Here is a 23,693-nt window from a genome sequence, read left to right as displayed (position 1 = left end):
GGCCACCTGAGAGGGCTTGTGGAGAGCCGGATGCCTGGAGATCGGGCACGTCCGGTTCGGGAGGCGGGCCGGGGAAACCCACCGACGGCAACATCGACAGGGCGCCCCGGTCCGACCTCACACGCTGGCAGAGTACGCAGGTCACCGTGATCCGACGGGGTTGCAGCACCTGTTGAACGGTGCCCGGTGGGACGCCGACGCGTTGCGAGACGATGTGCGCGGGTACGTGGCTGAACAGCTCGGCCCGGGCGGGGTGTTGATCGTTGATGACACTGGCTTCATCAAGAAGGGCACCACTTCAGCGGGTGTGTCCAGGCAGTACACCGGCACTTCGGGGAAGATCGACAATTGCCAGATCGGGGTCTTCGCCGCCTACGCAACCGGCCGCGGCCGGGCCCTGGTAGACCGTGAACTGTATCTACCGAAGTGCTGGACGAAGGACCGCGAGCGGTGCCGGACAGCCAAGATTCCCGACGAACGCGCCTTCGCCACCAAGGGCGAGATCGCCCGGGACATCGTGCGCCGCTGTGTCGCCGCGGGCCTACCGGCGTCCTGGGTCACCGCGGACGAGGCATACGGCCAGGACTGGTCCTTCCGCCGCATGCTCGAACAACTCGGCCTGGGCTACGTGGTGGCAGTCCCCAAGTCCCAGCAGATCAAGTCACTGGCCGGGATGTGGCGTATCGACGCGCTCATCGAGCAGGCTCCGGCCGATGCCTGGGAGACCCTGTCGTGCGGCGACGGGGCCAAAGGTCCCCGTGTCTACCACTGGGCAGCAGCCAAGCTGCCCGCCAACCTCATCTTCGACCCGGATCCACCTACCCATCACCGCTGGGTGATGGCCCGCCGCAGCCTGTCCGACCCCAGCGACCTGGCCTATTACCTCGCCTACGCACCCGTCGATACCGCAGTCAGCGAACTGGCCCGGATCGCTGGCTCCCGCTGGGCGATCGAGGAGTGTTTCCAGGCCGCGAAGAACGAGTGCGGCACTGGACGAGTACGAAGTCCGCCGTTACGTCGGGTGGTACCGGCACATCACGTTGGCCATGCTCGCTCATGCCTTCTTGACCGCGCTCGCCGCCCAGGCCCAGGACACCACAAAGGGGGCCGCAGAAACGACTCCACCAGCCTTGTCCCCCTCACTGTGGCAGAGATCCGGCACCTGCTGGACGCTCTCCTTCCCCACCCAAAACCCCATCAAGACAGAAGACTTCACGCACTGAACTGGTCCCACTGGCGCAGACACCACCAAGCCACCGCCCGCCGCTGCCACTACCGAAGAAGGACCAGCTCAGGACACGATTTCTCACTGGAGTATTAGTGGGGGCGGACATGGAAGGTGCGGACTTCCGGCGTGCGGACTTTAATGGGGCGTTCCTGACTCGCGCAGTCATCGGAGGAGCAGACTTCAGCTTCGCCGGTATCGTCGCCGCCTTCGCTGACGATATGAACCTTGCCGACTATGACGGCAAGAAGGTCAAGTTCACTCACGCGGACTTCTATGGCACGAACGACTACTGCGACGGCGAGAAGCCCACGCACCCGGAGTTTGGATACGTTTGTGTCAAGGCAGCGACCGGTAACTGGTTCTGATGAAATCGAGTTCTCGGGTCGACAGGGACCGCGCGGGCACCTCATCGTTGCACCCCTGGAACCGCTGGTGGCGGCTGTAGCGTGACGCGGTGGGTTGAGGGTGCGCAACCGAGTCGGCTGCAGAGCCGGAATGTAGACGGCCGGTGCCCTTTCAGCGATCAGGGCAGCTGCTTCTTTCGCGGTGTCGGTCTCGCCTACGCGATGCCCCTCGTTGTGTTCCAGGCTCGCCGAAGCGGACAACGAGGAATCCGTTCGGGGAACGGGCGGTAGAGCCCCGGGGCGTCGGCTATCCAGAGGAGCTGTGTGCAGCGGCTTAGGCACAGGGAGCCGTGACTGATAATCGGGAAGAGCACGAGCAATCGCGAGTGGGCATAGGCAGCCCGAACCATGCTCGGATCGATCAATCTCGTTGACGTTGTCAGCAGGCGTCGCCACTCGGCATCAACTGCCGCGACGGAGCCAGAGGACGGTTCTTGGAGGGACGAACGACTGCATGAAACGCTTCAGCGATTGGATCGTGCATTCTCCGCTGCCCCTACTCTGCCCTCTCGCTCAGATGGGGTTGGCTCGTTCCCATGCTTGGAGGATTTCGGCAGGGATGCGGCCATGGTCCTCGACCTGGTAGCCATTGGCGCGAGCCCACGCCCGGACGATCTTGGTGTCGACGGGACCACGCGTCGGGGGTTGTGGCGTGTACTCGAGGTCGCGGCGTGAAGGGGTGAAGAAGACTCCTGGGTCGAGGAGGTCCTTCGGGAACATGGGGACCTGCGTCTGAGCGCTGAGAGTAGCGACGAGGAATTCTGTGAGGGTCCCTTCGAAGGTGAACCACTGTGGTCCGCGCGATTCACTGACAGCGATGTGCCAGGTGTCCGGGGCGGTGGCAGGGTCGGTGATCCAGAAGAGATAGTCACCGTTGCCGGTGACACCGATGGTGAAGAGGTGTTCTGGGTTGTACGGGACGGGGTGCGTGCCCTGGGTGTAGTCCTGCCGTAGCTGTGCCCCGATCTTGGCGGGCATCGGGCCTGTGAGGTCAACCCATTCGGTGACACCGTGGGGGTGGTAGATGCTGAGGAAGTCGCAGAAGCTCCCTGGCCCGTACGCGGTGGCGAGTTGCTTGTAGTCCTCTGGCAGCCGCATGCCGAGCGTGCGCTCAACGGCATCCCAGTCGATGGCGGGTAGGTCGTCGGCGGGTGGCGGGCAGAGCTGTGTGAGGGCGGTGATGGCTGTCACGGGATTCCTCGGTGTCGCTATGGGTGGCGGTTGGGCCGCGGCAGGTCGTGGGCTGGGTTTGTGAAGTATGCCTCCATCGAGAATTTGGGACGCCCATTGGAGTCGGTGCGGTGTCCGTAGGCTTCGAGCTGAATGTACTTGGGTGGCGAGGTGCGGTCGTCGTTCACGTACTCGAGGTAGACGTTGTAATGCACGATCTCGCCGGGTCGATGTGCGTCGCCGTGGACAGCGTCGTAAACAGCCTGCTCAAAGTCCCGCATCTCAGGACTATTCGTCGGGTTCTGTGTGATGGTGAACAGGTTGTCCTCGATGTCGCCGGATCCGCCGAGCATCCTTGCCAACATGTGTCCCCGCGCTAGACCGACGTCGCTTTGGTAGCCGGGCGGGCGGATCGATCCTCGGGCGTGTGTCCCCTCGTCAAGCATGTCGCGGGTGATGATGGCGTTCATTTCGTAGGGGCGGCCGTGTTCGTCCGGAGTCCATTTAACCCGGCCACCCCATGTGGGGTCGTTCTCACAGCCTGCAAGACCGAGGGGATCGGCCAGGGTGAAGGGATTGGGTACGTAGGCGTAGTGGTTGACGGCTGGGGCGAGGCCGAGGGGATCAGGGGTGATGTACCGGCCGAGGTCCGGGTTGTAGTAGCGATTGACGTTGTAGTGCAGGCCGGTCTCAGGATCGAAGTACTGACCCGGGTAGCGCAGCGGGGTGTAGGCGGTGCTTCCGCTTGCCCATTGGGTAGCTCCCCATGCCGTGCTCCGAGCCCGCCAGGCACACGTCCCATCGAGTCCGAAAAGTTCGCTGGGGCTGCCCGTCAGATCGGTGACGATGGCGAAGAATCGCCGGTCGATCTCCCGCTGGCCGCTGTCGGTTTTGAACTCGCGTTGCGCCAGCGGGCGCAGCCCGACGTAGTCCCACACCAGCGTCGCGCCATTGGTGCGCTGCTCTGCCAGCTGTGCCCCGTCCCAGGCGTAGGAAGTGGCCTCGACGACGCGGTCTTCAGCGTCGAGGCGCTGTTTGGCGATCGGTCGTCCGAGGGCGTCATACAGGTAGTGCCAGCGAATGTTGGTCGGAGTGCGGACCTGCGTGAGCCTGTCTTCTGCGTCCCATTCGAAGTCCCAGCGCAGCTTCTTGCCGCTCAGTGCCCGGGTCTCCCGCCGTGTCAGCCGACCTTGGGCGTCGTAGGTGTAGCGGGTGCGTCCAGCGTGGACAATCCGCGTGCCGTCGTAGGTGCGTGTACCCGCTGCGTCCTGGCCTGGAGCCTGAGCGGACAAGGTGGCCTGTATCTGGTCACCGGCGGAGTTGTACGCGTACTGCTCGGCCCATCCCTCCGCTTGGACAGAGGTGATACGGCTGGCCTCGTCGACGGCGTACGAGCGTCGGCCGGTGGCATGGTCGTGGATGCTGATCGGGGATCCGTCCGCCTGATAGGTGAATTCCCGTTCCAGCAAGTCAGCGTGTGGGGTGCTGAGTTGTTGACGGGTGACGCGGCCAACGCTGTCCCATTCCTGGTGGAAGGTGAGGCTGGCGTCGAGCGTACGGGTCTTCTCACGGCCCAGGGCATCGCGGTCGAAACGGAAGGTGTGGCTGCCTGCTGTGTAGGCGGTAAGCCCTGCCCAGTTGTAGGTCAGGTCGCTGCTTGCGCCGGAGGGCGTGCGTCGATGGATTCGGCGGCCGATCGCGTCATAGGCGAATGCCATGGTCTGGCCGTTGACGGTCTCCGCGAGCACGCGACCAGATGTGTCTCGCTCCAGCGCGATGTGGGCGTGCGCGTTCGTGATTTCCCGGGCGTGGCCCGTCTCGTCGTAGGTGAACGATGAGGTGGATCCGTCGTTGTGGACTCATTGAGCGCGCTGGACAACCACTTTAGGAGAGAGGCTGGCGGATCCTGCCGGTGACCTGCGGCTTCGATATCTGGTGAGGCGCCGGCAACTCGACTGCGGGGGACCCTCATTGACCGTGGCTGACCTCTGCATCTGGCACGGTTGTGGCACGAACCTCAGCGCAGCCAACACGCAATGCATGAGCGGACGTTGAAGGTCTGGAGTGTGTCCAATGGTGGTTGGCTTCCAGCAAGATTGCACAGATGGCAAGGGCGAAGTCGGGTTACCCGCGACCTTCCAGGGAAAGACCTCGAGTGCATCTCAGTGAGTCGGAGGGGGCTGCTCATGAGCGGTACATCACGGGCGCGGCACGACAGGACAGAGCCGGGGCCGCCGCCCGAGCGCGGCTCTGATCGCTTCAGCGATGGCCCCCCTGATCCCCTCGCCTCGCTGCTGGCCAAGGTCAACAAGGGGGAACACATCTCGACTCCCGGAGACAATGCGGGCGCCGAAGACCGTGACCCTCATGACGAGGAATGGCGGGAACATGATCGCCACGGACCCTATGCGCAGGGGCGTCGCCGGAGGAACCAACGCCCAGGACGGAGTCCCCGTCTGCGGCAGCGCGAGCGGGGACTTGGCGTGAGGGCTACTCACGCCGGCGGGAGCAAGCTCACCTGCGGCCAGACCGAGCAACAGGGCTCACGACTTCTTCGTCCCGAAGCAACTTGGGTGGGGCGCAACCTTGGGCTGATGTGCCTCTTACCTGCTGCGATGGTCCGCAGGCGTCCGTGCTCGTTCGCCGCTGTGCGTTGACGTTGTCACGCAGTTAGACACTCACATCGGGTTCCGATGCCTGCGGTCCCGTCGCTCCACGACTCGGCCAGGGGCGCCCATCGGGGCACTGATCCGAAGGCCGGCCTGCTCGAACGAAGTCACCGTATTCGTCCTGGACGATGTTCTCGTTGACCCACCGCTCCCGCAGTGCGCCCGTGGCCTCCTCAGCGGCGGCCAGTGCGTTTGACGGATCCTCGGCCACGGCAATGAGCTGGCCGAACTCCTCTTCGTCCGCGTCGGTGTCGTGCGGTGGGAACTCGCCCAGGTCGAGGAACTCCTCATGCCCGACGTTCTCAACGGAATGAAGGTAGACCTCGTATGACGCCTTCGCTGGGCGGATCTCGACGTAGCTGACGCCAAGCCGCCCCGGAGCACCGACCGGACCGAGGAACTATTCCACCGGTCGACCTCGCTTCAGGGCCCCGACGATGAAGGCTTCTGTCAGGTAACGCACGCTACAAACCCTACCCAGTGCGTCAGGCGCGGCGTTGGTGAAGCTCTCAGCTTGGGAAGCTAAGGACATCCAGGGCTGGCTCCGATCCTGACCTGCGGCGGAGAGACGTAGACGCTTGGTGGACGGCAGACGGGTTCCCCGCTGTTCCCCGTGGTTCCCCGCACGATCTGGCACGCGTCTGGCACGAGTCATTCGTCGTCGCATCGTTCCAGGACCAGGCTCGCGGACCCCTCTTCGAGTCCGTTGTTCTCCTCCAGGTGGAGGTGTGCGCCGTCCGGTGTGCCGTCCTGGGCGAGTGTGAGGAGATGGTCGGCCAGGGTCCTCAGCCCGGCGGCGTTGGCTTCGATGACGATCTCTCGGCCGAGGTTGCGGACCTCGATACGTGCGTCTTCCTCCCAGGCGAAGACTCTGGTGGTTCCGTCGGTCACCGCACTCACCTGAGTGGTCATCGACGGTGCGGCGCTAGGTTCAGGGGCCATACCCAAGCATCGCGTACTCAGGGACCGTCAGGCACCGAGGGCGCACGCTTTCCAAGTCTGTTGGTTGGCGGCGGGGCGCCGTACGGAGGCGTTCACCTGCGTTCATGGTTGGCTGGCCACCGCTGCGGGGACGGCTCGGGGTCCCGCATGAACGGCCGTGAACGGGGCTGAATGAGACGGAAACTGAGACGGCCCACGGCACGCCTCATTCGAGGAGCTCGGACCGCTCTCGAACCTGGTCGTCAAGCTTGCCTTCCTCGAGATCGCTAAGCGCGGCTGCGTACCCGGCCATGACTGCCTCGTGTACGACATCGTGGAGGTCTACGGGGATCGTGTCGAAGACGCCGGAGCAGATGTTCGCGGCTGCATCGTACGCAGGTCGGTAGTGCGGATCGCGTATGCCGGAGCCCAGCTGGCTGACGAGATCGCGTAGCTCTTTCCTCTGGTCATCGCTCAGGCCGACCTCACTACCCTCCTGCCTAAGCCGAGAACCGCGATTCCGTAAGCCTCAGCCGACGAAAGTCAGCCACGACGGCGCGTATGACGACCGATCAGGCGCGCGTATGCCTCGCGGTACCGACCACCGGCCTCAGCCACTCTGCCAGGTACTTGCCGTCGACCAGGCCAGCCCACGATGGCCAGCCCGGCGTCACGGGCCCGCAGTGCCTGCTTATCCGTTGCTGTAAGCCCTGAGCTTGGGAATCAGAGGTCCCAGCGGTCCAAAGTGAGGCGCGAGCTGGGAGGATGTGGCTAACCGATCTCCTTAGTACGGGTCGTTCGTCTCCGCCGTTTACCGCGATTGACCGCCCGATCTGGTGCGCATCTAGTGCGGCCGGAGGACCGCCCGGTAGTCGCACCGCCGCCCTCGAGGTTACGCACTTCGCCGAGGCGTCCGCGGTGTCAGCCTGAAGGTCGATCCGACCGTGGGATCTGTGGCCAAGTACCCAAAATCGGCTATGAGTTAGCGCGCACCGGACCCACACTGGGCGCATGGACGGACTGTACGTGGTGAGGCACGAGCCGACCTGGCGGGAGGAGCCAGAGCCGGAGCCGGACGACGGGTACGACAACGGCACAGACGAGAAGACCGTCTACGCCCTCTTTGGCCTGGCCATCTACCGGGCCAACTGCCTCGAACACTCGCTCGTCAACATCCTGGCCGCGGCGAAGCTCATCACGGCGCGAGAGCAGGGGGAACAGCTCATCCGTGACCCCTGGACTCAGGGCTTCAAGGACATGATGGGCAAGCTCATCAGGCGCGCCGAGGTCCACACCGGCGCCCACCCCGAAGTCGTCGCAGACCTGGCGCGGAGCCTTGAGAGGCGGAACTTCCTCGTTCACCACTTCTGGCGTGAGCGGATTCAGGACATGGTGACCGAGGCCGGCCGGGCGAAGATGTGCTCCGACCTGAAGGCGGACTGTCGGCTCCTCACGCAGGCCGACGAACGGCTGAGCGAACAGGTTGTGACCCCCATCCTGGAACGGCTCGGGGTCACGGCCGAGGCCATCCAAGCCCAGTACGCAGAGGAGAGGCGCAAGGCCATGAAGCGCAACTGAGGGAAGCCTCAGGGACTCCCTCGTCCTGGCCGACAGCTATAAGCCCCTTGACCCCCAGATCATGGGAGTAGGCGTTTCCACAGGTCAGAGAGCACGTGGTGCACGCAAGGCCGTTCTGGTGAGCTGGCGTTGTTCGCTCGCGTGCGTAGCGTGTGGTCCCAAAGTGGTCCCAGTCAGCACCATAGCGAGCCTGCGTGTGCGGCTACCTGGGAGAAGTGGGCTCCGGATCATCCAGCACCTGAGCCGCTGCTGCGAGGAACTCATCCGCTCCGCGGAAGACATCGCGCCACTCTGCGTCCACTCGATGGATTGCCTCCATTTCTGGCGTCGAGCTGGCTTTCAATTGCGCAACTTCGTCCAGCGCGATATGCACGGCCTGATCCAAAGCAGCTGCCAGCGCTCGCATCTCTTCCGGCCCTTCGACATACACGGCCCCTCGCGCTCGCCTAATGGGCTCAAACTCGGCACCCGCAATTTGTCTTGCTTCATGTAGAGATACGGGCACGTGAGGTGGCGTCAACGCCCCTTGGAGTGACATTTCTTCGAGTATGTCCCAGTTCCTGTTGTATGCATCCTCGACAAGGGCGTGAAAGGTCAGGTACGTGTCGCGCCGGACTTGCCGTCTCCACTGTGCATGCTCAGCCCTCGCTTGAATGCGGGCCTGCTTGATAGACGCCACGAAGGCGAGGCACGCCCCGATGCCGGTACCGACCGCTCCAACTGCCGCTCCCAGCAGGGCAGCAACTCCCCCATCCATGACATGGAGTCTAGGGAGTGGCGCCGGTCAGCGGGGCGGCTTCGTTAGGCGACCACGACGCCCGCTCGGTAGAAGGCGGCCAGGTATGGGTTGATCGCTGGGCTATGTCTTCTTGCCCTGGGTCTTACGGGCGCTGCGCGCGACCTGCGCTTTTGCTGGTCCAGACGCTGCGCACCGACAACTGAGTGGCCGTCATTTCTAGCGCATTCGGGCACGGCGTACCGCAACTGGGAGAGCGCTAACTTCCGCTGATTGCGAGTTCATGCACTGCTTGCGATGCCCGGTCTACGATCTCCCGACGACTCAGCGGCAAGTCCTGGTCACGAGCTAGCATCAGCGCTTCGAGCAAGAACCTGAGCAGCTCTTTCCTGAGCTGGGGGCGGCCGTGCCCCCCTGGCAACAGCCACTCACGCTCAAAGAACAGTCGGTTGTCCTCGGCTACACCCACCGTCACGTAGCGCTCTCGGTGCGAGTCGAAGATCAAACCCTCGAGAAGATCCGCTGGACTGCAATTGTCGAGGTGATCGACGTCGGCTGCGTTGAGTGGCACGTAGATCCACACTGCAATCCGGGCTGGCACGTACCCCATCGCCCGCCAGAACAGGTGGTCACTCCCCTGGACCTTGAGCACTCCAAGAGTGGGTACACCGTTGAATCTGTCTAGAATCTCGACTCGTTCAATGGCGGCATACGGAGCCCAAGCCAGGTTCCCCAATACGGGCATAAGGGACTCATCCACTCCAGTCACCTCCAGCTGCGTCCTCTTCAGTGAAGCATCCGTTGAACCGGTCGGCCATAGCTTCGTCCCAGTCGGCGGGCTCTCCCGGCCTGATGTCAGGCGGGAAGACGCTCACATGTAGAGGGTTCCCCCTGGTAGGTGAATGTACGACCTGAAAGTTACGTTCTCGTAACCGTCCGGCAGTTGTTACCCGTCGGTCCGCTCCAGGCTGGACCATTTTGGTTACGACGTATGACGCAGCCAGTGCGTCCAGATCGCCCCAGATCAGCGACATCTCCGTCTCGCCGATCTCTGGCCGCAGCTTGTCGCGAAACCCTTCTCCGAGTGGCGGCTTCTCACCGTACTGAGTGAGACGGGCGGTGTCTGGTATGTCCTGGGGTTCACGGCTCTGCGCCAACAAGCACCCCCCTGAGCGCTAGCCATCGTCTGGACTACAGCCGAGCAGCCGCGGCCGATCAGGACGCTAGGCTTTGGGGAGTGAATCCAGACTGTGGAACTGTATTTTTCACTCGTTCGAGGTACTGGCACAAGGGTGCTGCTGCACCTTGGTCCCAGTGATGCTGCGCTGCGGCTTCTTCGGCCGCGGAAAGCATGCAAGTGAAGGTCACTGGGAGTTTGGCCGGCGGCCAGCCCGTTCTGGGCTCGGAGCACCATCAGAAGTCGTCGCACCTGACGGCCGCTGGTCTCCGGCAGGAAGCACACCTGTCCCGGCTGCCATCCCGTCTGCCGTCGTCCCACACGTAGTGGAGCGGGCTTGCCCCCCGGGTGTCCAGGTGGAGCGCGCCACTGTACGAACGACCTGGACACCCGGGGGCAAGGCTGCTCGGCTTTGCCTTGGGCGTCGGCGGGCGGGATGGCAGCTCCCTACCTCAGCCACAAATTGGCTGGCAGTCGCCGACAAGATCGCCATCCCGGAGTCGGAGCTCCCCCGCCGGAGGCATGGTCTTTGACCTCAGAGTGGGCTGCGTGGCGTGCCGGGTGGGTCAGCCGTGGAAGCTGTGCTCCCCCAGCCCCGGCACGTGTTTCCGCCCCTTGTGGGCGTGCGCCGGACGCCGGCCGGCGCCGCCGCGCTGTGCGCGGCTCCTTTCGATCGACGTGAGAAGACTTCTCGAAGTCCTTGAGGTGCCGGGAACCGTAGGCGCTTGCGCCGTCGATGTGTTCTTCCCCTGCGGGGTCTGCCCGCCTGGTGCAGCGAGCGCAGCGAGCGACTTGATGAAGGAGAGAAGGTTTTATCCCGCTGGGATGAGGCGCTTGCCATCGTGGCTGCGTACGTGGGGGCCGTTGCCGTCCAAGGCGTCCAGGAGTCTGACTGCGAAGACCTCGGCCATGCGCTCGCTGACCTCGCCGGGTGTGAGCCAGGAGACGGCCGTGGACTCGCTTGAGGTGCGTTCGGTGCCGCCGGAGGGCTTGCAGCGGAAGACCAGGGCGACGATGCCGCGGGTCAAGTTCTTGTAGACGCCGGTCAGTTCGTCGACCTCAACGTGGATGCCTGTCTCCTCCAGGACCTCGCGGGCTACGCCGGCCTCGGGGGTCTCGTTGAGTTCGAGGATGCCGCCGGGGAGTTCCCAGGTGCCGTTGTCGGCTCGGCGGATCGCCAGGAGGCGGCCGTCCTCGCGCACCACCACTCCGGCCACGGATACGGAGTGCAGGGGAGACGGCGTCGCTTCCTGTGCTTGACTCATGTAGAGGAGCATAGGAGGCAGGGAAGGACTATGGGAACTGCGGCTGGAGGGGTCGGATCCGGGCCTCGGTACGTGCAGATCGCGGATGAGATCGTGCAGCAGATCCGGGCGGGGGTCCTGAAGCCTGGTGACATGGTGCCGAGTGAGTCTGAGCTGGTGGATCGCTATGGCGTGTCCGGCGGGACGATTCGTAAGGCCATGGTCGAGGTGCGGGCGAGTGGGCTGGTCGAGACTCGGCACGGCAAGGGCTCGATCGTGAAGAGTCGGCCTCCGGTGCGGCACCGTTCCTCCGATCGCTTCCGGCGTTCGCTCCGGCAGGGCGGTCAGGCGGCTTACCTGGCGGAGTCCGCGCAGTCCGGTGCGGCTGCCAAGGTCAGCGTTCTCTACATCGGGCCCATGGAAGCGCCCGAGGATGCCGCCCAGCGCCTGGGCGTCCCGGCCGGTGCGCAGGTGCTGGCTCGCCGGCGCCTCTACTTCCGTAACGGCACCCCGGTCGAGACCGCGACGTCGTACCTGCCCTGGGACGTCGTGAAGGAAATCCCGGAGCTGTTCACCGAGAACCCCGGCGGCGGTGGTATCTACGCCCGACTCGAAGACCACGGGCATGAGTTCGCGGAGTTCGTCGAGACGTTGCAGGCGCGGCCGGCCTCGAAGGCGGAGGCATCGGAGCTGGCGCTGAGTCCGGGTGCGCCGGTGGTTCATCTGATCCGTGAGGCCCGTACGACCGAGGGTCTCGTGGTCGAGGTGTGCGACACGCTCATGGCTGCTGACCAGTTCGTTTTCGAGTACAGGATCCCTGCCGCCGACTGACGCCCGCTCAACTTCCTGCAACCCGTCGGGAGTTCCTCTTCGCGGCGGGTTGACTCATGTACAGGAGTGAGGCACTCTTCTTCATGTCACTCATGTACATGAGTGACGGAGTTCGGCATCTATAGAGGAGTGATTTCTGTGCGTCAGATTCCCGTCGACACCGCCGGTGCGGTCGTGATGGTCGCCAAGTCTCCGCAGGTCAAGGTGCGTGACCGTCGTACCGGCGAGATCGCCACCGACACCGAGACCGGGGCGAAGCTGATAACGGTGGACGTGATGTTCGCGGCGAACGAGGAGGTGGAGATCCTCTCCATCACCGTCCCGGAGCCCGGCATCACCGGAGAGCTGGCCATGGGCACGCCGGTCGCGCTCACCGGGCTGATCGCCCGGCCCTGGGAGAACGACTTCAACGGCCAGAAGCGGCACGGCATCGCGTTCCGCGCGGTCGCGGTCACCTCGCTCGCCGATGCCGCCGCAAGGCCCAAGGCGGCCTGATCATGACCGGCTTCACGGTCTCCCTGGTGCTGGTCGTCGCCGCCGTAGGTCTTCTGCGGTGGCGGCGACCCGCCTGGTACTGGTTGACCTTCGGGGTCACGCTGGCCGTGGTGCGGGTCCTGGTCCGGTACAGCTCCGTCATGGACGCGTGCGGGTTAACCGTGCCGCCCGCGCGGTGGCGGCTCGCTCTCGCCCGTGCCACCAACCGGCCGATACCGGGGCCACGCGTCCCGCGCATCCTGCTGCTGCGGCCCACTCGCACTGGCTTGATCCTGCGGCTCAAGCTCCGTCCCGGGCAGGACGCCTTCGACATCGCCGCCGCCTCGGACCGGCTCCGGCACTCGTTCTCGATGTACGGCGTGACCTCGCGGGAGCTGCGCTCCGGTGTCGTAGAGGTGCGGATGACCGGCTACGACGTCCTCAAGCGGGTGCAGATGCCGGCCAAGACCGACACCCGGCCGATGCGGGTACCGGTCGCCCTGCGTCAGGACGGCTCGGTGCACTACCGCGACTACCGGGCGATACCCCACGCCCTCACCCTCGGGGCCACGGAGTCCGGCAAGTCCGTCTACCAGCGCAACTTGGTCGCCGGGCTCGCACCGATGGACGTCGCCCTCGTAGGCATCGACTGCAAGCAGGGGGTTGAACTGTTCCCGCTGGCCCGCCGGTTCTCCGCGCTGGCCGACGATCCCGACACCGCCGCCGAAGTACTCGACGCGCTCGTGGTTCGCATGGAGCGCACCTATCAGGTCATCCGGGCTCAGCAACGGATCGCTGCCGACGTGTCAGACGCCGAGATCGCCGCCGACATCTGGGATCTTCCCGATCAACTGCGCCCGGTCCCGGTCGTGGTCCTGGTCGACGAGGTGGCCGAACTCGCCCTGTACGCCAACAAGGAGGAGGAAAAGCGCCGGGACCGCATCATCACCGCCCTGGTCCGCCTCGCCCAGCTCGGCCGCGCGGCCGGCATCTACCTCGAAATCTGTGGGCAGCGCTTCGGCTCCGAACTCGGCAAGGGCATCACCATGCTCCGCGCCCAGCTCACCGGTCGCACGGCCCACCGCGTCAACGACGAGACATCCGCCAACATGGCCTTCGGCGACATTGCCCCGGACGCCGTCCTCGCCGCCATCCAGATCCCGGCTGAAATGCGAGGGCTGGCCATCTCGGGCGACTCCTCCGGCGGATGGCACCGCATCCGTGCCCCGCACACCTCGCTTCGCCAGGCCGTGAACATCTGCAACCGGCACGCCGACCGTACGCCGGACCTGCCCGAGCTGGCTCCGTTCCGGCCCGTCCTCTCCGCCACGGCTGCCGCTCCCGTGTCGCTGACTAAAGCTTCCTCAGCCGCCGTTTGAGCCCCTCGCGGATCCCCACCGGTCGGCGCGACCCGCCTTCGCGCCAAGTCCCTACCACCGCCATGCCCAAAGAAGGGAGACCCCGCCGTGTGCCCCAACTGCGAGGACTTCGCCCGGACCGTGCTCCTGCTCGGCCAACTCGCCTTGTACGCCGACATGGTTGGCGCCGACCTCGACTTCGTGGAAGCCGTCAGCGCGTCCCTCGCCGTCTCACTGCCCGAGCCCCCGCCCGACGGCGGCCCCGCCTACCCCGGTGACTCCTGATGGGTCCCCGTCACGGCCTCCGTGTCGATGCGGTCCTAGTTCAGGCTGTCATCGCCGGTGCCCTGTCCTTCGCCCACCTGCACGACCTGGCCTCCGCTGCGGGACAGAACGGCTGGAAGGCGCGGGCCTACCCGGTCAGTGTCGACCTGCTGTTGGTCGCTGCCTGGCGGCGCCTGCGCAGTGAGGGCCCGTCTCGGCTGGCCTGGTGCTGGTTCCTAGTCGCGCTGTTCGCCTCGCTCGGCGCCAACGTCGCCACGGCCGGGTTCCTGGATCTGGCCGACCCGCCCGCCCTGCTCCGCCTCGGCATCGCCGGATGGCCCGCGCTCGCCTTCCTCGGCGGAACGCTCCTCGCGCACTCGTCGGCTGCGGAGTCGGGGCCGGTGCCGCCGACATCCGTCGCGGACGTGGAGGAGGTCGTGTCTCCGGTCGAGCAGCCGGCCCCGGACGCCGAACGCGCATCGGCAACTGAGCCCGTGCCCGAGCCTGACGCGGCCCCCGCATCTCCGGCCCCGGCCCCCGCTCCTCCGGTCCCCGCCGTCCTGGTCGACCACGCCCGCAAGGTCGCCGACGAGTACCGCGCCCGTACCGGTGCCCCGATCGACGCGGACACCCTGCGCTCCCGCCTCGGCGTCCCGCCCCAACTCGCCGACGCCATCGCCGCCCACCTCACCTGATCAGCAAGAGAGGAAGCCCAGTGACCCGCGACCCGGCCGAACTGACCGCCTCCGACTACCTCGACGGCGCCCGCGAGATGGCCTCCGCCAACCGGTCCTTTCTCGCCCACCTACTTGCCGAGGAAGCGGCTCGCCTAACCGCCGACCCGGCCACCGCCGCCGGTATCCGGGCCAGCTTCCCCGCCCCGGCCACGACCCGAGAGGAAGACCAACCGACATGCCCGCCCGCGACCACTTCCACTCCGTGATGCGGATCGGCCCGGTGCAGATCGGCACGCACCGCGACCGCAACGGCCAGACCAAGCACGCAGCTGTTTGCACCTCCGACGACTGCGGCTGGTCCGCCGACTACTCCAGCCAGTCCGCGGCCCAGCTCGCCGCCCGCACCCACCGCTGCCGCGTCCGCTAGGAGACCCACCGCCATGCAGGTCCCGCTCTGGCTCGCCCTGCTCGTCGTCGGCTACCTCGGCGTCAAGCTCATCCGCCCGCCCGCCTGGCTCATCGCCGTACTCCTTCTCGGCGGCTTCCTCCTCGCCCACAGCGTCCTGGCCCCGGCCATCAACGCCCTCGTCCATTAGCCCGCCTGCGAGAGGAGACCACCCATGTTCCGCCCGAAGATCCCCACCATGCCGATGCCGACGGGCCTCACCACCCCGCCCGCTGTCATCAAGCCGACCACCGTCACCCGGAACGCAGGCATCTCCCCGGCCACCACGCCTACTCCGCCGTCCCGGCCCACGGCCCAGCTCACCCCCGGCGCCGCGCTCGCCCTCGTCGGCGGCGGCACGGCCGTCGTCCTGGTCCTCGGCGCCGTCCTGGCCTCCCTGCTCCTAGCGGTCGCCATCACCGGCGCCTCGGTCGCCGTCTGCGCGGTCGTCCTGCGCTCCCTGATCGCCTCCGACGCCAAGCGTCGCTGACCGGCACCCGGGCGGCCTCGATACCGCCAAGCATCCGCCGCCCGGGCGCAGTCCCTGTCCGATCTCGCAACCGGAAGGAACCCCAAGCATGGCCCACCGCGCCTCACCCGCGACACCGAGTGCGCCCATGCCCGACACATTGCTTGACCCGATCACCCTCGGGGACGTGCTCCGGGTGGCCTCGGCCTCCGACTACGCCCGCTGGGAAGACCAGATCCGCCGTACCGGTGGCTGCTCCGACCCGATCCACCTCACCGGCTGGGTCATCCACAAGGACAAGACCAGCGGCGAGACCCTGCACCACTACTCCACCGAGAACGAGCCGGGCGGACGCCTCCGCCTCGCCTGCGGCAACCGCCGCGCGTCGCGCTGCCCGTCCTGCGCCTGGACTTACGCGGGCGACACCTACCACCTGATCCGCGCCGGACTGGCCGGAGACGACCGCCGCGACATTCCCGCTACCGTCCGCGATCACCCGCGCGTCTTCGCCACCCTCACGGCCCCCTCGTTCGGCCCGGTACACAACCGCCCCGACCACGGCGCTTGCCGTTGCGGCACGCAGCACGCGCCCGACGCCCCGGAGCTGGGCACCGCCCTAGACGCGGACACCTACGACTACGCGGGCGCCGTGCTGTTCAACAACCACGCCGGACAGCTCTGGCAGCGCTTCACCACCCGACTCCGCCGCGAACTCGCCGCCCGCGCCGGCCTGCCTCGCCGGGAACTCACCGACCATCTTCGCGTCTCGTACGGCAAGGTCGCCGAGTTCCAGAAGCGCGGCGCCCTGCACTTCCATGCCGTCGTACGCCTCGACGGCCCGGAGGGGCCCGGGACACCCCCGCCCGCGTGGGCCGCGGTCGACCTCCTCACGGACGCCGTACGTGCCGCCGCAGCGCACTCGTACACGTCCGTCTCGGTCCCGGCTGCCGGTGACGAGCCCGCCCGTACCTTCCGCTGGGGCCGACAACTCGACGTCCGCCCGGTCAAGGCCTTCGGCGACGGCTCCGACATCACCGAACAGGCCGTCGCTTCGTACGTGGCCAAGTACGCCACCAAGGCCGCCGAGAACACTGGCACCCTCGACCGCCGCATCGGCGAACTCGCCGAACTCGACCGCCACCAAGTCCCCGACCACACCCGACGACTCATCACCGCGTGCCGCGACCTGGACAGCCTGTACCCGGACCGGCGCCTCTGGGTCTGGGCCCACATGCTCGGCTTCCGCGGGCACTTCTCGTCCAAGTCGCGCACCTACTCCACCACTCTCGGCGCCCTCCGCCAGGAACGCGCCGACTACCGCGCCGCTCAGGAGGCATCCGTCCTCGGCCTCGACGACCGCGAGCCGGACACCGTCCTCGTCCTGGCCGACTGGCAGTACGCCGGCCACGGCCACACCCCGGGCGAAGCCGCCCTCGCCGCGACCATCGCGCGTGGCCTCCAGACCAACCGCGAGACCGCGCGCGACGCCCTCCTGAACGAAGGGAGCACGGAATGACCACGGCCATCCGGCCACGACGCACCATGCTCACCCTCGCGGAGGTCTGCGAGGAACTGGCCATCTCCCGCTCGACCTTCTACGACTGGCGGGCCAAGCGCCGTGCGCCACGCTGCATCAAGCTCCCGAACGGCGACCTCCGGATCCGGCGGAGCGACCTCGATGACTGGCTCGACGACTGCGAGGACGCCGCCTGATGGAGACGACGTACGACGTGAAGATCTACAAGATCCTCACCTACAAGGGCGCCAGGAAGACGACTTACACCGTGCGTTGGGTGGTTGCGGGCAAGCGCTGGCGTGAGCCCTTCAACACCGTCGCGCTTGCCGAGGGCTTCCGTTCTGAACTCATCCGGGCCACGGGTAAGGGCGAGGCGTTCGTCGTCGCCACGGGTCTCCCGGTGTCTCATCGCTCCAAGTCGGCTGCCATGAGTTGGTACAAGTTCGCCGTCGAGTACGTGGACGCCCGTTGGTCTCAACTCGGCGGCAACAGCCGCAAGAACATCGCGAAGACCCTGACCGCGACCACCATCGCTCTGCTGCGGGCCAAGCCCACCCAGTTCGCGCCTGCGGCCGTGCGGGGGGCCCTCCGCGAATGGGCGTTCAATACCAACCGGCGCCCGGACGCGCCCCGAGACGTGGTGGCCATCCTCAAGTGGGTGGAGCGGAACTCCCTTCTCGTCTCGGCCTGGGAGGACCCCGAGAAGGTCGACCAGGTCCTGCTTGCCATCGACACCCGCCTCGACGGCAAGCAGGCGGCAGCCTGGTCCCGTAAGCGCAACCGCCGGATCCTCAACGTCGCCATGAAGTACGCGATCCGACGGCGCATCCTGCGGACCAACCCCCTTCCCAAGGGCAAGGATTCGACGGCGGCCACGAAGACCACGAATGCCGTCGACAAGCGGTCTTTGCTGAACCCCGAGCAGGCGGCGGCGATCCTCGAATGGATCCGGCGCCGGCCGCACGGCGGCAAGCGGCTCCACGCCTTCTTCGCCACGCTGTACTACTGCGGCCCGCGCCCCGAAGAAGCCGTAGCCATGCGGGTGGAGGACGTGACCCTGCCCGAGCCCGACGCCGACGACCAGTGGTGCGAGCTGCTGATCCACACAGCGACGCCGGAGATCGGGAAGCAGTGGACCGACACTGGGGAGATCCACGAACAACGCGACCTGAAGGGCCGTGCTGAGGGCGAGACACGCACGGTGCCGGGGCATCCGGCCCTCACGCGCATCCTGCGCCAACACATCGAGGACGAACAGCTTCAGCCGGGTGATCTCCTCTTCCAGGGGGAGACCGGTGGCATCCTCGCCGGCTCTGTCATCCGCCGGGCCTGGCGCACCGCACGTAAGGCCGTACTGCCTCCGCATGTCTACGACTCGCCCACCGGGCGCCGCGTGTACGACAACCGCAACACGCGCCTGACGAAGTGGCTCAACGACGGCATCCCACCCGCCCAGGTGGCCGAGTGGGCCGGGAACAGCGTCGCCGTGCTCCTGGCGACCTACGCTCGATGCATCGACGGGCAGCTGCCAGACCTCAAACGACGGCTGGAAGCCGCAGGCGATCTCTCGGAGCCGGAGATGCCGGGCGCTGGCTGATCCTTTTCGGGTCGAGAACTTCGACACGTATTCGACACGGCCACCCGCGAAAACCCGGTGACAGCCGGACAGCCCCGGAGTCTGCCCTTGATCATCATGGGGGCGTCCGGGGCTGCCTCGTGTCGACCGGAACCCGCCCTGACCAGCAAAAAGCCCTCCCAAGCGGGAGGGCGGAGACTTGTGCCCCCGGCAGGACTCGAACCTGCGGCCAAGCGCTTAGAAGGCGCCTGCTCTATCCGCTGAGCTACGGGGGCCGGGCTGCGGCCGCGGCTGTGTCCGTCCCCGGTGTGCCTGCGGTTCCGACCGTGCGGGCCGTGGTACTGGCGGGCTCGGTGGTTCCGTGACCTTGCCGGGGACAAGGATAGAGGGCTGCGGACCTCAGGCCGGTTGCTTCACGTCCACGACACGTTGTGTAGGTTCGGTGAAGCGATCTGATAATCGCAGGGTAGTCCGAATTTCGCAGCGTTTTTGACGTCTCGCGTGGCGGGTGTTGTGCACTCGTTATGCCGGCGCCCCAGGAGTCACCGGCGTGTCAAGGCTCGGCTGGGTGGGTCGAAGGGGGCGGACAGGGGCAAGACACGCTTCAAAAAGTGGACAAAATTGGGCATTCTTCGCATGTGGCGATCCTCGACGTACGGCCTGGACTGATCGAAGCGCTGTCGCTGATGCGCGACCACGTCGACGCCGCGCGATTTCCGCTGCCGCTGCCGGGCGCGTCGCGGGCACGGCGGGACCGGCAGGAACTGCTGGCGCAGCTGGACGACTACCTGATGCCGCGGCTGCGCGCGCCGCAGGCGCCACTGCTCGCGGTGGTCGGCGGATCGACTGGTGCCGGAAAGTCAACGCTGGTCAATTCCCTGGTGGGACGGCGGGTGAGTGAGGCCGGGGTCCTGCGCCCCACTACCCGCACGCCGGTGCTCGTATGCCATCCACGGGACCGGGAATGGTTCGCGGACCCCCGGATCCTGCCGGGCTTTGCGCGGGAGGGCGTAGCGGGTCTGCCGCGTCAGGACTGGTGGGACCCGGACCACCGGCACAAGCGGCAGGAAGCCGCGCGCCGCGCCGCCGGGCAGCCGTACCTGCGGCTGGAGACCGCCGATGCGCTGCCACCGGGGCTGGCCCTGCTCGACGCGCCCGACGTCGACTCGCTCGTCACCGCCAACCGCGAACTCGCCGCCCAGCTCATCTGCGCCGCCGACATCTGGATCCTCGTCACCACCGCCGCCCGCTACGCGGACGCGCTGCCCTGGCACCTGCTGCGGTCCGCCAAGGAGTACGACGTGGCTCTGGGCACCGTGCTCGACCGGGTGCCGCACCAGATCGCTGACGAAGTCTCACGGCACTACGCCGCGCTGTTGACGAAGGCCGGACTCGGCGACGTACCCCGCTTCACGGTCCCAGAACTCCCGGAATCGGCCGACGGCGGCGGGTTGTTGCCGCGTACCGCCGTGCACGGACTGGGCGAGTGGCTGCGGCACTGCGCGCAGGACGCCGTCGCCCGGGACGCGGCGGCCCGCCGTACCGCCAGGGGGGTGCTGAACTCGCTGCGCCGCCGGATGCCCGCGCTGGCCGGGGCGTCGGCGGCGCAGCACGCGGCCGTGGTGCGCCTCACCGGTCATGTGGCCGCGGCCTACCGCGGCGCCGCCGAGCGGGTCGCCGAGGCGGTGGCGCGCGGTGATGTGCTGTGCGGGGCGGCGCTGGCGCGCTGGCGCGGGTACCCGGCCTGCGGGCCCGAGGCGCTGCGCGGCGCGCTGGCCGACGGGTGTGCGGCGCTGCTGCGTACGGCGGTTGACCAGGCGGACGAGACCGCGGCGCGGCGGTGGCGGCTGGATCCGGCCGAGGTGGTCTTGCCAGTGCCGCGGGACGACGGCGAGGACGGCCTGACGGAACGTATCCGCGATGCGGTGGAGCGGTGGTGCACCTCGCTCATCGACCTCGCCTACGAGGAAGCGCGGTTCGCCCGGGACGGGGAGCGGGCTCCCGTCGACCCAGAGGACACCGCCGTGCTGCTCGGCGTGGCGCTGCTGGGCGGGCGGCGCGGCCGGGGCGCGGGGGAGCGGCTTGCCGAACGGCTGGGCGCGCTGGCGGCGTTGCGGATGCGCGATCGTGCGGCGGACGAACTCACCACCATGGTGGACGAGTTGCTGCGCGCGGAACGCGAACGGCGGCTGGCCCCGCTCGATGCCCTGGAGGTCTCGCCGCGCCAGCAGGCCGCCTTGATCGCCACGTTCTCCGTACTGCGGAAGGTGAGTTGAGCACTGTGCGAGCGGCTGTTGGGAACTCCGGTGACCTGTTGCAGCAGCGCGTCGACGCGCTGGGTGAGCTGCTGGGGTTGTCCCGCAGCCGGGTCGATGCGGACATGTTGGCCGACGCGGGCACGCTGCTGGACCGGGTGGCCGAGCGGCGCAGGCTCTCCCTCGGCCACACCGTCGTCGCCCTGGCGGGCGCCACCGGCAGCGGCAAGTCCTCACTGTTCAACGCCCTTACCGGCTTGGAGCTGGCCGAGGTCGGCGTGCGCCGGCCGACCACGGCTTCACCCCTTGCCTATGTTTGGGACGCGCACGGCGCAGAACCGCTGCTCGACCGGCTGGGCATCCCGCACGACTCCCGCTTCGCGCGCCGCAGTCTGCTGGACGGAGTGCACACCCGACTGGGAATGGACAGCGCGGGCAACGACGCCATGAAGGGCCTCGTGCTCCTCGACCTGCCTGATCATGACTCGGCCGCGTTCGGCCACCGCCACCAGGTGGACCGGCTGTTGCAGCTGGTGGACGTGGTGGTGTGGGTAGTTGATCCGGAGAAGTACGCGGACGCCGTGCTGCACGAGCGCTACCTGCGCCCGATGGCCGGACACGCCGACGTCACCCTTGTGGTGCTGAACCAGGTGGACCGGCTTCCGGCGCACGCCGCGGAGCAGGTACTGGACGACCTGCGCGGGCTGCTGGATGAGGACGGCATCGCGGTGGGCGAGCACGGCGAGGCGGGCGCGGTCGTGCTGGCCGCCTCGGCGGTCACCGGAGCGGGCGTCGCGGAGGTACGGGCGGCGATCGGTCAGCTCGTCGCGGAACACGGCGCGGCCAACCGCCGGTTGGCGGCCGACGTCGACCGGACGGCGGCGGAGCTGCGCCCGGTCTACGTCGGTGACCGCGCCGAGGGGTTGACGGAGGCGGCGTGCGAGGTGTTCGCTGACCGGCTCGCGGACGCGGTCGGCGCGGCGGCGGTCGGGCAGGCGGCTGAACAGGAGTGGCATACGGCCGCCGCACGGGCCTGCGGGGTGCCGTGGACCCGGCTGCTGACCCGGCGCCGCGGATCGGCCGCCCCCGGCCAAGGTCGGTGCGACGAGCCGCTGCTGGCGGCCCGCCCGGTGGTGGCGCAGGCGGTACGGGACGTCGCGGACGCGGCGGCGGACGGGCTGCCCGAGCCGTGGGCGCGGGCGGTGCACGAGGCCGCGCTGCGGGGGGCTCGGGATCTGCCCGAAGCGCTGGACGAGGCGGCGGCTCGCGCGGAGGAAGCGGAGTTGGAGCTTCCGCGGTGGTGGTCCACGGCCGCCGCGGCGCAGCGGGCGCTGCTGGCGCTTGCGGTGGTCGGGGTGCTGGGGGTCGTGGCGGGCGCGCTGTGGGGGTGGGTGCCGCTGTGGGTCGCCGAGATGGTTTTGGGGGTTGGCGTGTTGGGCGGGCCGGTGCTGGCGTGGCTGTGCCGGGTGGGCGGACGGGGGGCCGCGCGGCGCTTCGGGCGGGGTACGGAGGCGCGGTTGCGGGAGGCGGCTGCCGAGTGCGGCCAGGCGCTGGTGCTGGAGTCGATGTCCGCCGAGCTGCTGCGGTACCGGGAGGTACGGGAGCGGTATGGCGTGGTGGCGGGGCGCTGACGGGGTGGGAATTGCCGCTGGGCGGGGCGGTGAACCACCCCTTCGGGTAAGCGAGTTATCCACAATCGGTCGGTGATCCACAGATTTCCCCTCACCCGCCGCGGGTGCCTTCCGGCGGGTGCACGCTGGTGCCAACCACTCGGCAGAGGAAGAGCACAAGGAGGGACGCAGTCATGAGTCTGGGCGAGACGCTGGTGACGGTGGTGGGAAAGGCGGCCACGCGGCCGGAGTTGAAGGTGACGGCGACGGGCGCGGCGGTGACCCGCTTCCGGCTGGCTACGACGGAGCGGCGCTATGACCGCGCGGGGGAGCGGTGGGCCGACGGGCACACCAGTTTCTACACGGTGTGGGCTTGGCGGTCGTTGGGCGAGAACGTGGCGGCCTCGGTGGGCATCGGTGAACCGCTGGTCGTGCAGGGGCGGTTGCGGGTACGGGAGCGGGAGGACCGGGGCCACAGCTATGTGTCGGCGGACATCGACGCGGTGACGGTCGGCCATGACCTGACCCGGGGGACGGCAGCGTTCCGACGGATGGTCAAGTCGCGCCAGACCGCGCCGGAAAGGCAGCCGGATCAGGCAACTGAGCCCACGCGGACGGAAGCGAAGCCGCCGGATCTCGAAGGCCCTGAAGCCGAACGGCCCGACCCCGAGCAGACCGAGCCCGCCCGGACCGGGACGGAGCGGCCGGAAGCCTCACCGGCGGAGACCTCGCAGCTGGAGCTGGCACCGTTCTGAGAGCTGGCACCGCTCCGAGCGTCTGGATCATCACCTAGATCCACTTCCACACCGTTCGTCAGCAGATCAAGCGTTGAATGCAGTCATGCAGAATTTGGAGGCCATTTGCGGCAATTCTTGGGAAATAGCTGAGGTGAAGCTGCCCGGCGGATTTATCGATAATTCCAGGATCATGCGTGATTTGGATAACGATTCAGATTCGGATCGATTATCGAATGGGATTGGCGGTGGTGCCGGTGCGTTTGGTTCCTAGGATCCGTCGGGTAGCCACGGGGGATCGGATCTGGCTGGCGAGACAGCCCCGTCAACACTCCTGTCTCGCCCGGAGGGGAAATC

24 protein-coding genes, 1 tRNA gene and 2 pseudogenes are annotated in these 23,693 nt (G+C 67.4%); 19 read left to right on the top strand and 8 right to left on the bottom strand.

Annotated elements, in window-relative coordinates; all coding sequences use genetic code 11:
• The first annotated feature begins 16 nt into the window (after positions 1-16).
• A pseudogene (locus tag NON19_RS26450) lies at positions 17-1,223 on the top strand (IS701 family transposase).
• A 109-nt stretch (positions 1,224-1,332) separates the two neighbouring features.
• Entirely contained in the window at positions 1,333-1,593 is a 261-nt protein-coding gene (locus tag NON19_RS26445; protein ID WP_255931597.1) for a pentapeptide repeat-containing protein, read from the top strand.
• A gap of 194 nt (positions 1,594-1,787) precedes the next feature.
• Here NON19_RS26445 and NON19_RS33820 read toward each other — a convergent pair.
• From NON19_RS33820 to NON19_RS26430, 4 genes and pseudogenes are all read right to left on the bottom strand, one after another.
• Positions 1,788-2,030, bottom strand: a pseudogene (locus tag NON19_RS33820) (DUF6193 family natural product biosynthesis protein); the annotation flags it as partial.
• 115 nt (positions 2,031-2,145) lie between these two features.
• Positions 2,146-2,823 carry an Lsr2 family DNA-binding protein gene (locus NON19_RS26440; RefSeq protein WP_255931595.1) on the bottom strand — a complete coding sequence of 226 codons (678 nt, stop codon included), beginning with the start codon at positions 2,821-2,823 and terminating at the stop codon, positions 2,146-2,148.
• A 17-nt stretch (positions 2,824-2,840) separates the two neighbouring features.
• Positions 2,841-4,550 carry an RHS repeat-associated core domain-containing protein gene (locus tag NON19_RS26435; protein WP_255931593.1) on the bottom strand — a complete coding sequence of 570 codons (1,710 nt, stop codon included), beginning with the start codon at positions 4,548-4,550 and terminating at the stop codon, positions 2,841-2,843.
• Positions 4,551-6,122: 1,572 nt separating this feature from the next.
• Positions 6,123-6,362 carry an Imm32 family immunity protein gene (locus NON19_RS26430; RefSeq protein WP_255931592.1) on the bottom strand — a complete coding sequence of 80 codons (240 nt, stop codon included), beginning with the start codon at positions 6,360-6,362 and terminating at the stop codon, positions 6,123-6,125.
• Positions 6,363-7,403: 1,041 nt separating this feature from the next.
• On the opposite strand from NON19_RS26430, the gene NON19_RS26425 reads away from it, so the two are divergent.
• Positions 7,404-7,970, top strand: a complete 567-nt coding sequence (locus tag NON19_RS26425; RefSeq protein ID WP_255931591.1) for a hypothetical protein — start codon at positions 7,404-7,406, stop codon at positions 7,968-7,970.
• Positions 7,971-8,172: 202 nt separating this feature from the next.
• Here the strand turns inward: NON19_RS26425 and NON19_RS26420 are convergent, their stop codons facing one another.
• The 3 genes from NON19_RS26420 to NON19_RS26410 all read right to left on the bottom strand — a co-directional run bounded on the left by NON19_RS26420 (position 8,173) and on the right by NON19_RS26410 (position 11,160).
• Positions 8,173-8,400 carry a hypothetical protein gene (locus tag NON19_RS26420; RefSeq protein WP_255931590.1) on the bottom strand — a complete coding sequence of 76 codons (228 nt, stop codon included), beginning with the start codon at positions 8,398-8,400 and terminating at the stop codon, positions 8,173-8,175.
• Between the two features lie 565 nt (positions 8,401-8,965).
• Positions 8,966-9,358 (bottom strand): hypothetical protein, encoded by a 393-nt coding sequence (locus NON19_RS26415; protein WP_255931589.1) that lies wholly within the window; start codon positions 9,356-9,358, stop codon positions 8,966-8,968.
• A gap of 1,337 nt (positions 9,359-10,695) precedes the next feature.
• Positions 10,696-11,160: an NUDIX hydrolase gene (locus tag NON19_RS26410; protein ID WP_255931588.1), complete on the bottom strand. Its 465-nt coding sequence runs from the start codon at positions 11,158-11,160 to the stop codon at positions 10,696-10,698.
• An 18-nt stretch (positions 11,161-11,178) separates the two neighbouring features.
• Here NON19_RS26410 and NON19_RS26405 point away from each other — a divergent pair, with 18 nt between their 5' ends.
• From NON19_RS26405 to NON19_RS26350, 12 genes are all read left to right on the top strand, one after another.
• Complete coding sequence (locus NON19_RS26405; RefSeq protein ID WP_255931587.1) at positions 11,179-11,958, top strand: GntR family transcriptional regulator; 780 nt, start codon at positions 11,179-11,181, stop codon at positions 11,956-11,958.
• Positions 11,959-12,096: 138 nt separating this feature from the next.
• Positions 12,097-12,453 carry an SCO3933 family regulatory protein gene (locus NON19_RS26400; protein WP_255931586.1) on the top strand — a complete coding sequence of 119 codons (357 nt, stop codon included), beginning with the start codon at positions 12,097-12,099 and terminating at the stop codon, positions 12,451-12,453.
• Positions 12,454-12,455: 2 nt separating this feature from the next.
• Complete coding sequence (locus NON19_RS26395; protein WP_255931585.1) at positions 12,456-13,811, top strand: FtsK/SpoIIIE domain-containing protein; 1,356 nt, start codon at positions 12,456-12,458, stop codon at positions 13,809-13,811.
• 87 nt (positions 13,812-13,898) lie between these two features.
• The gene (locus NON19_RS26390) at positions 13,899-14,075 is read left to right on the top strand and encodes a hypothetical protein (RefSeq protein WP_255931584.1); all 177 of its coding nucleotides are present in this window, start codon (positions 13,899-13,901) and stop codon (positions 14,073-14,075) included.
• Positions 14,075-14,749, top strand: coding sequence for a DUF2637 domain-containing protein (locus NON19_RS26385; RefSeq protein WP_255931583.1), 675 nt, complete (start codon positions 14,075-14,077; stop codon positions 14,747-14,749). The genes NON19_RS26390 and NON19_RS26385 overlap by 1 nt, the downstream gene beginning before the upstream one ends.
• Positions 14,750-14,769: 20 nt before the next feature.
• Entirely contained in the window at positions 14,770-14,997 is a 228-nt protein-coding gene (locus tag NON19_RS26380; protein ID WP_255931582.1) for a hypothetical protein, read from the top strand.
• Positions 14,967-15,158 (top strand): mobile element transfer protein, encoded by a 192-nt coding sequence (locus NON19_RS26375; RefSeq protein WP_255931581.1) that lies wholly within the window; start codon positions 14,967-14,969, stop codon positions 15,156-15,158. Before NON19_RS26380 ends, NON19_RS26375 begins: the two co-directional genes overlap by 31 nt.
• A gap of 13 nt (positions 15,159-15,171) precedes the next feature.
• Entirely contained in the window at positions 15,172-15,327 is a 156-nt protein-coding gene (locus NON19_RS26370) for a hypothetical protein (protein ID WP_255931580.1), read from the top strand.
• A gap of 24 nt (positions 15,328-15,351) precedes the next feature.
• Positions 15,352-15,666: a SpdD-like protein gene (locus NON19_RS26365; protein ID WP_255931579.1), complete on the top strand. Its 315-nt coding sequence runs from the start codon at positions 15,352-15,354 to the stop codon at positions 15,664-15,666.
• A 127-nt stretch (positions 15,667-15,793) separates the two neighbouring features.
• Complete coding sequence (gene repSA, locus NON19_RS26360; RefSeq protein WP_255931578.1) at positions 15,794-17,161, top strand: replication initiator protein RepSA; 1,368 nt, start codon at positions 15,794-15,796, stop codon at positions 17,159-17,161.
• Positions 17,158-17,358 carry a helix-turn-helix transcriptional regulator gene (locus tag NON19_RS26355; protein ID WP_255931577.1) on the top strand — a complete coding sequence of 67 codons (201 nt, stop codon included), beginning with the start codon at positions 17,158-17,160 and terminating at the stop codon, positions 17,356-17,358. The genes repSA and NON19_RS26355 overlap by 4 nt, the downstream gene beginning before the upstream one ends.
• On the top strand, positions 17,358-18,758 hold the full coding sequence (locus NON19_RS26350) for a tyrosine-type recombinase/integrase (protein WP_255931576.1): 1,401 nt from the start codon (positions 17,358-17,360) through the stop codon (positions 18,756-18,758). Before NON19_RS26355 ends, NON19_RS26350 begins: the two co-directional genes overlap by 1 nt.
• Positions 18,759-18,939: 181 nt before the next feature.
• On the opposite strand, the gene NON19_RS26345 is transcribed toward NON19_RS26350, so the two are convergent.
• Positions 18,940-19,012, bottom strand: a tRNA-Arg gene (locus NON19_RS26345).
• A 363-nt stretch (positions 19,013-19,375) separates the two neighbouring features.
• Here NON19_RS26345 and NON19_RS26340 point away from each other — a divergent pair.
• The 4 genes from NON19_RS26340 (at position 19,376) to NON19_RS26325 (ending at position 23,610) form a co-directional block, all read left to right on the top strand.
• Positions 19,376-21,013 (top strand): dynamin family protein, encoded by a 1,638-nt coding sequence (locus NON19_RS26340; RefSeq protein WP_255931575.1) that lies wholly within the window; start codon positions 19,376-19,378, stop codon positions 21,011-21,013.
• Positions 21,014-21,018: 5 nt separating this feature from the next.
• Positions 21,019-22,623: a GTPase gene (locus tag NON19_RS26335; protein WP_308213736.1), complete on the top strand. Its 1,605-nt coding sequence runs from the start codon at positions 21,019-21,021 to the stop codon at positions 22,621-22,623.
• A 173-nt stretch (positions 22,624-22,796) separates the two neighbouring features.
• A complete protein-coding gene (gene ssb / locus NON19_RS26330; RefSeq protein ID WP_255931573.1) occupies positions 22,797-23,357 on the top strand; it encodes a single-stranded DNA-binding protein in 561 nt (186 codons plus the stop codon).
• 85 nt (positions 23,358-23,442) lie between these two features.
• Positions 23,443-23,610: a hypothetical protein gene (locus NON19_RS26325; protein ID WP_255931572.1), complete on the top strand. Its 168-nt coding sequence runs from the start codon at positions 23,443-23,445 to the stop codon at positions 23,608-23,610.
• The last annotated feature ends 83 nt before the right edge of the window (positions 23,611-23,693 follow it).

The organism is Streptantibioticus rubrisoli (genome assembly GCF_024436055.1).
GTDB lineage: Bacteria > Actinomycetota > Actinomycetes > Streptomycetales > Streptomycetaceae > Streptantibioticus_A > Streptantibioticus_A rubrisoli.
The sequence above is the reverse complement of the archived record's forward strand: the minus strand, read 5'-3'. Positions and strand labels throughout refer to the sequence as shown.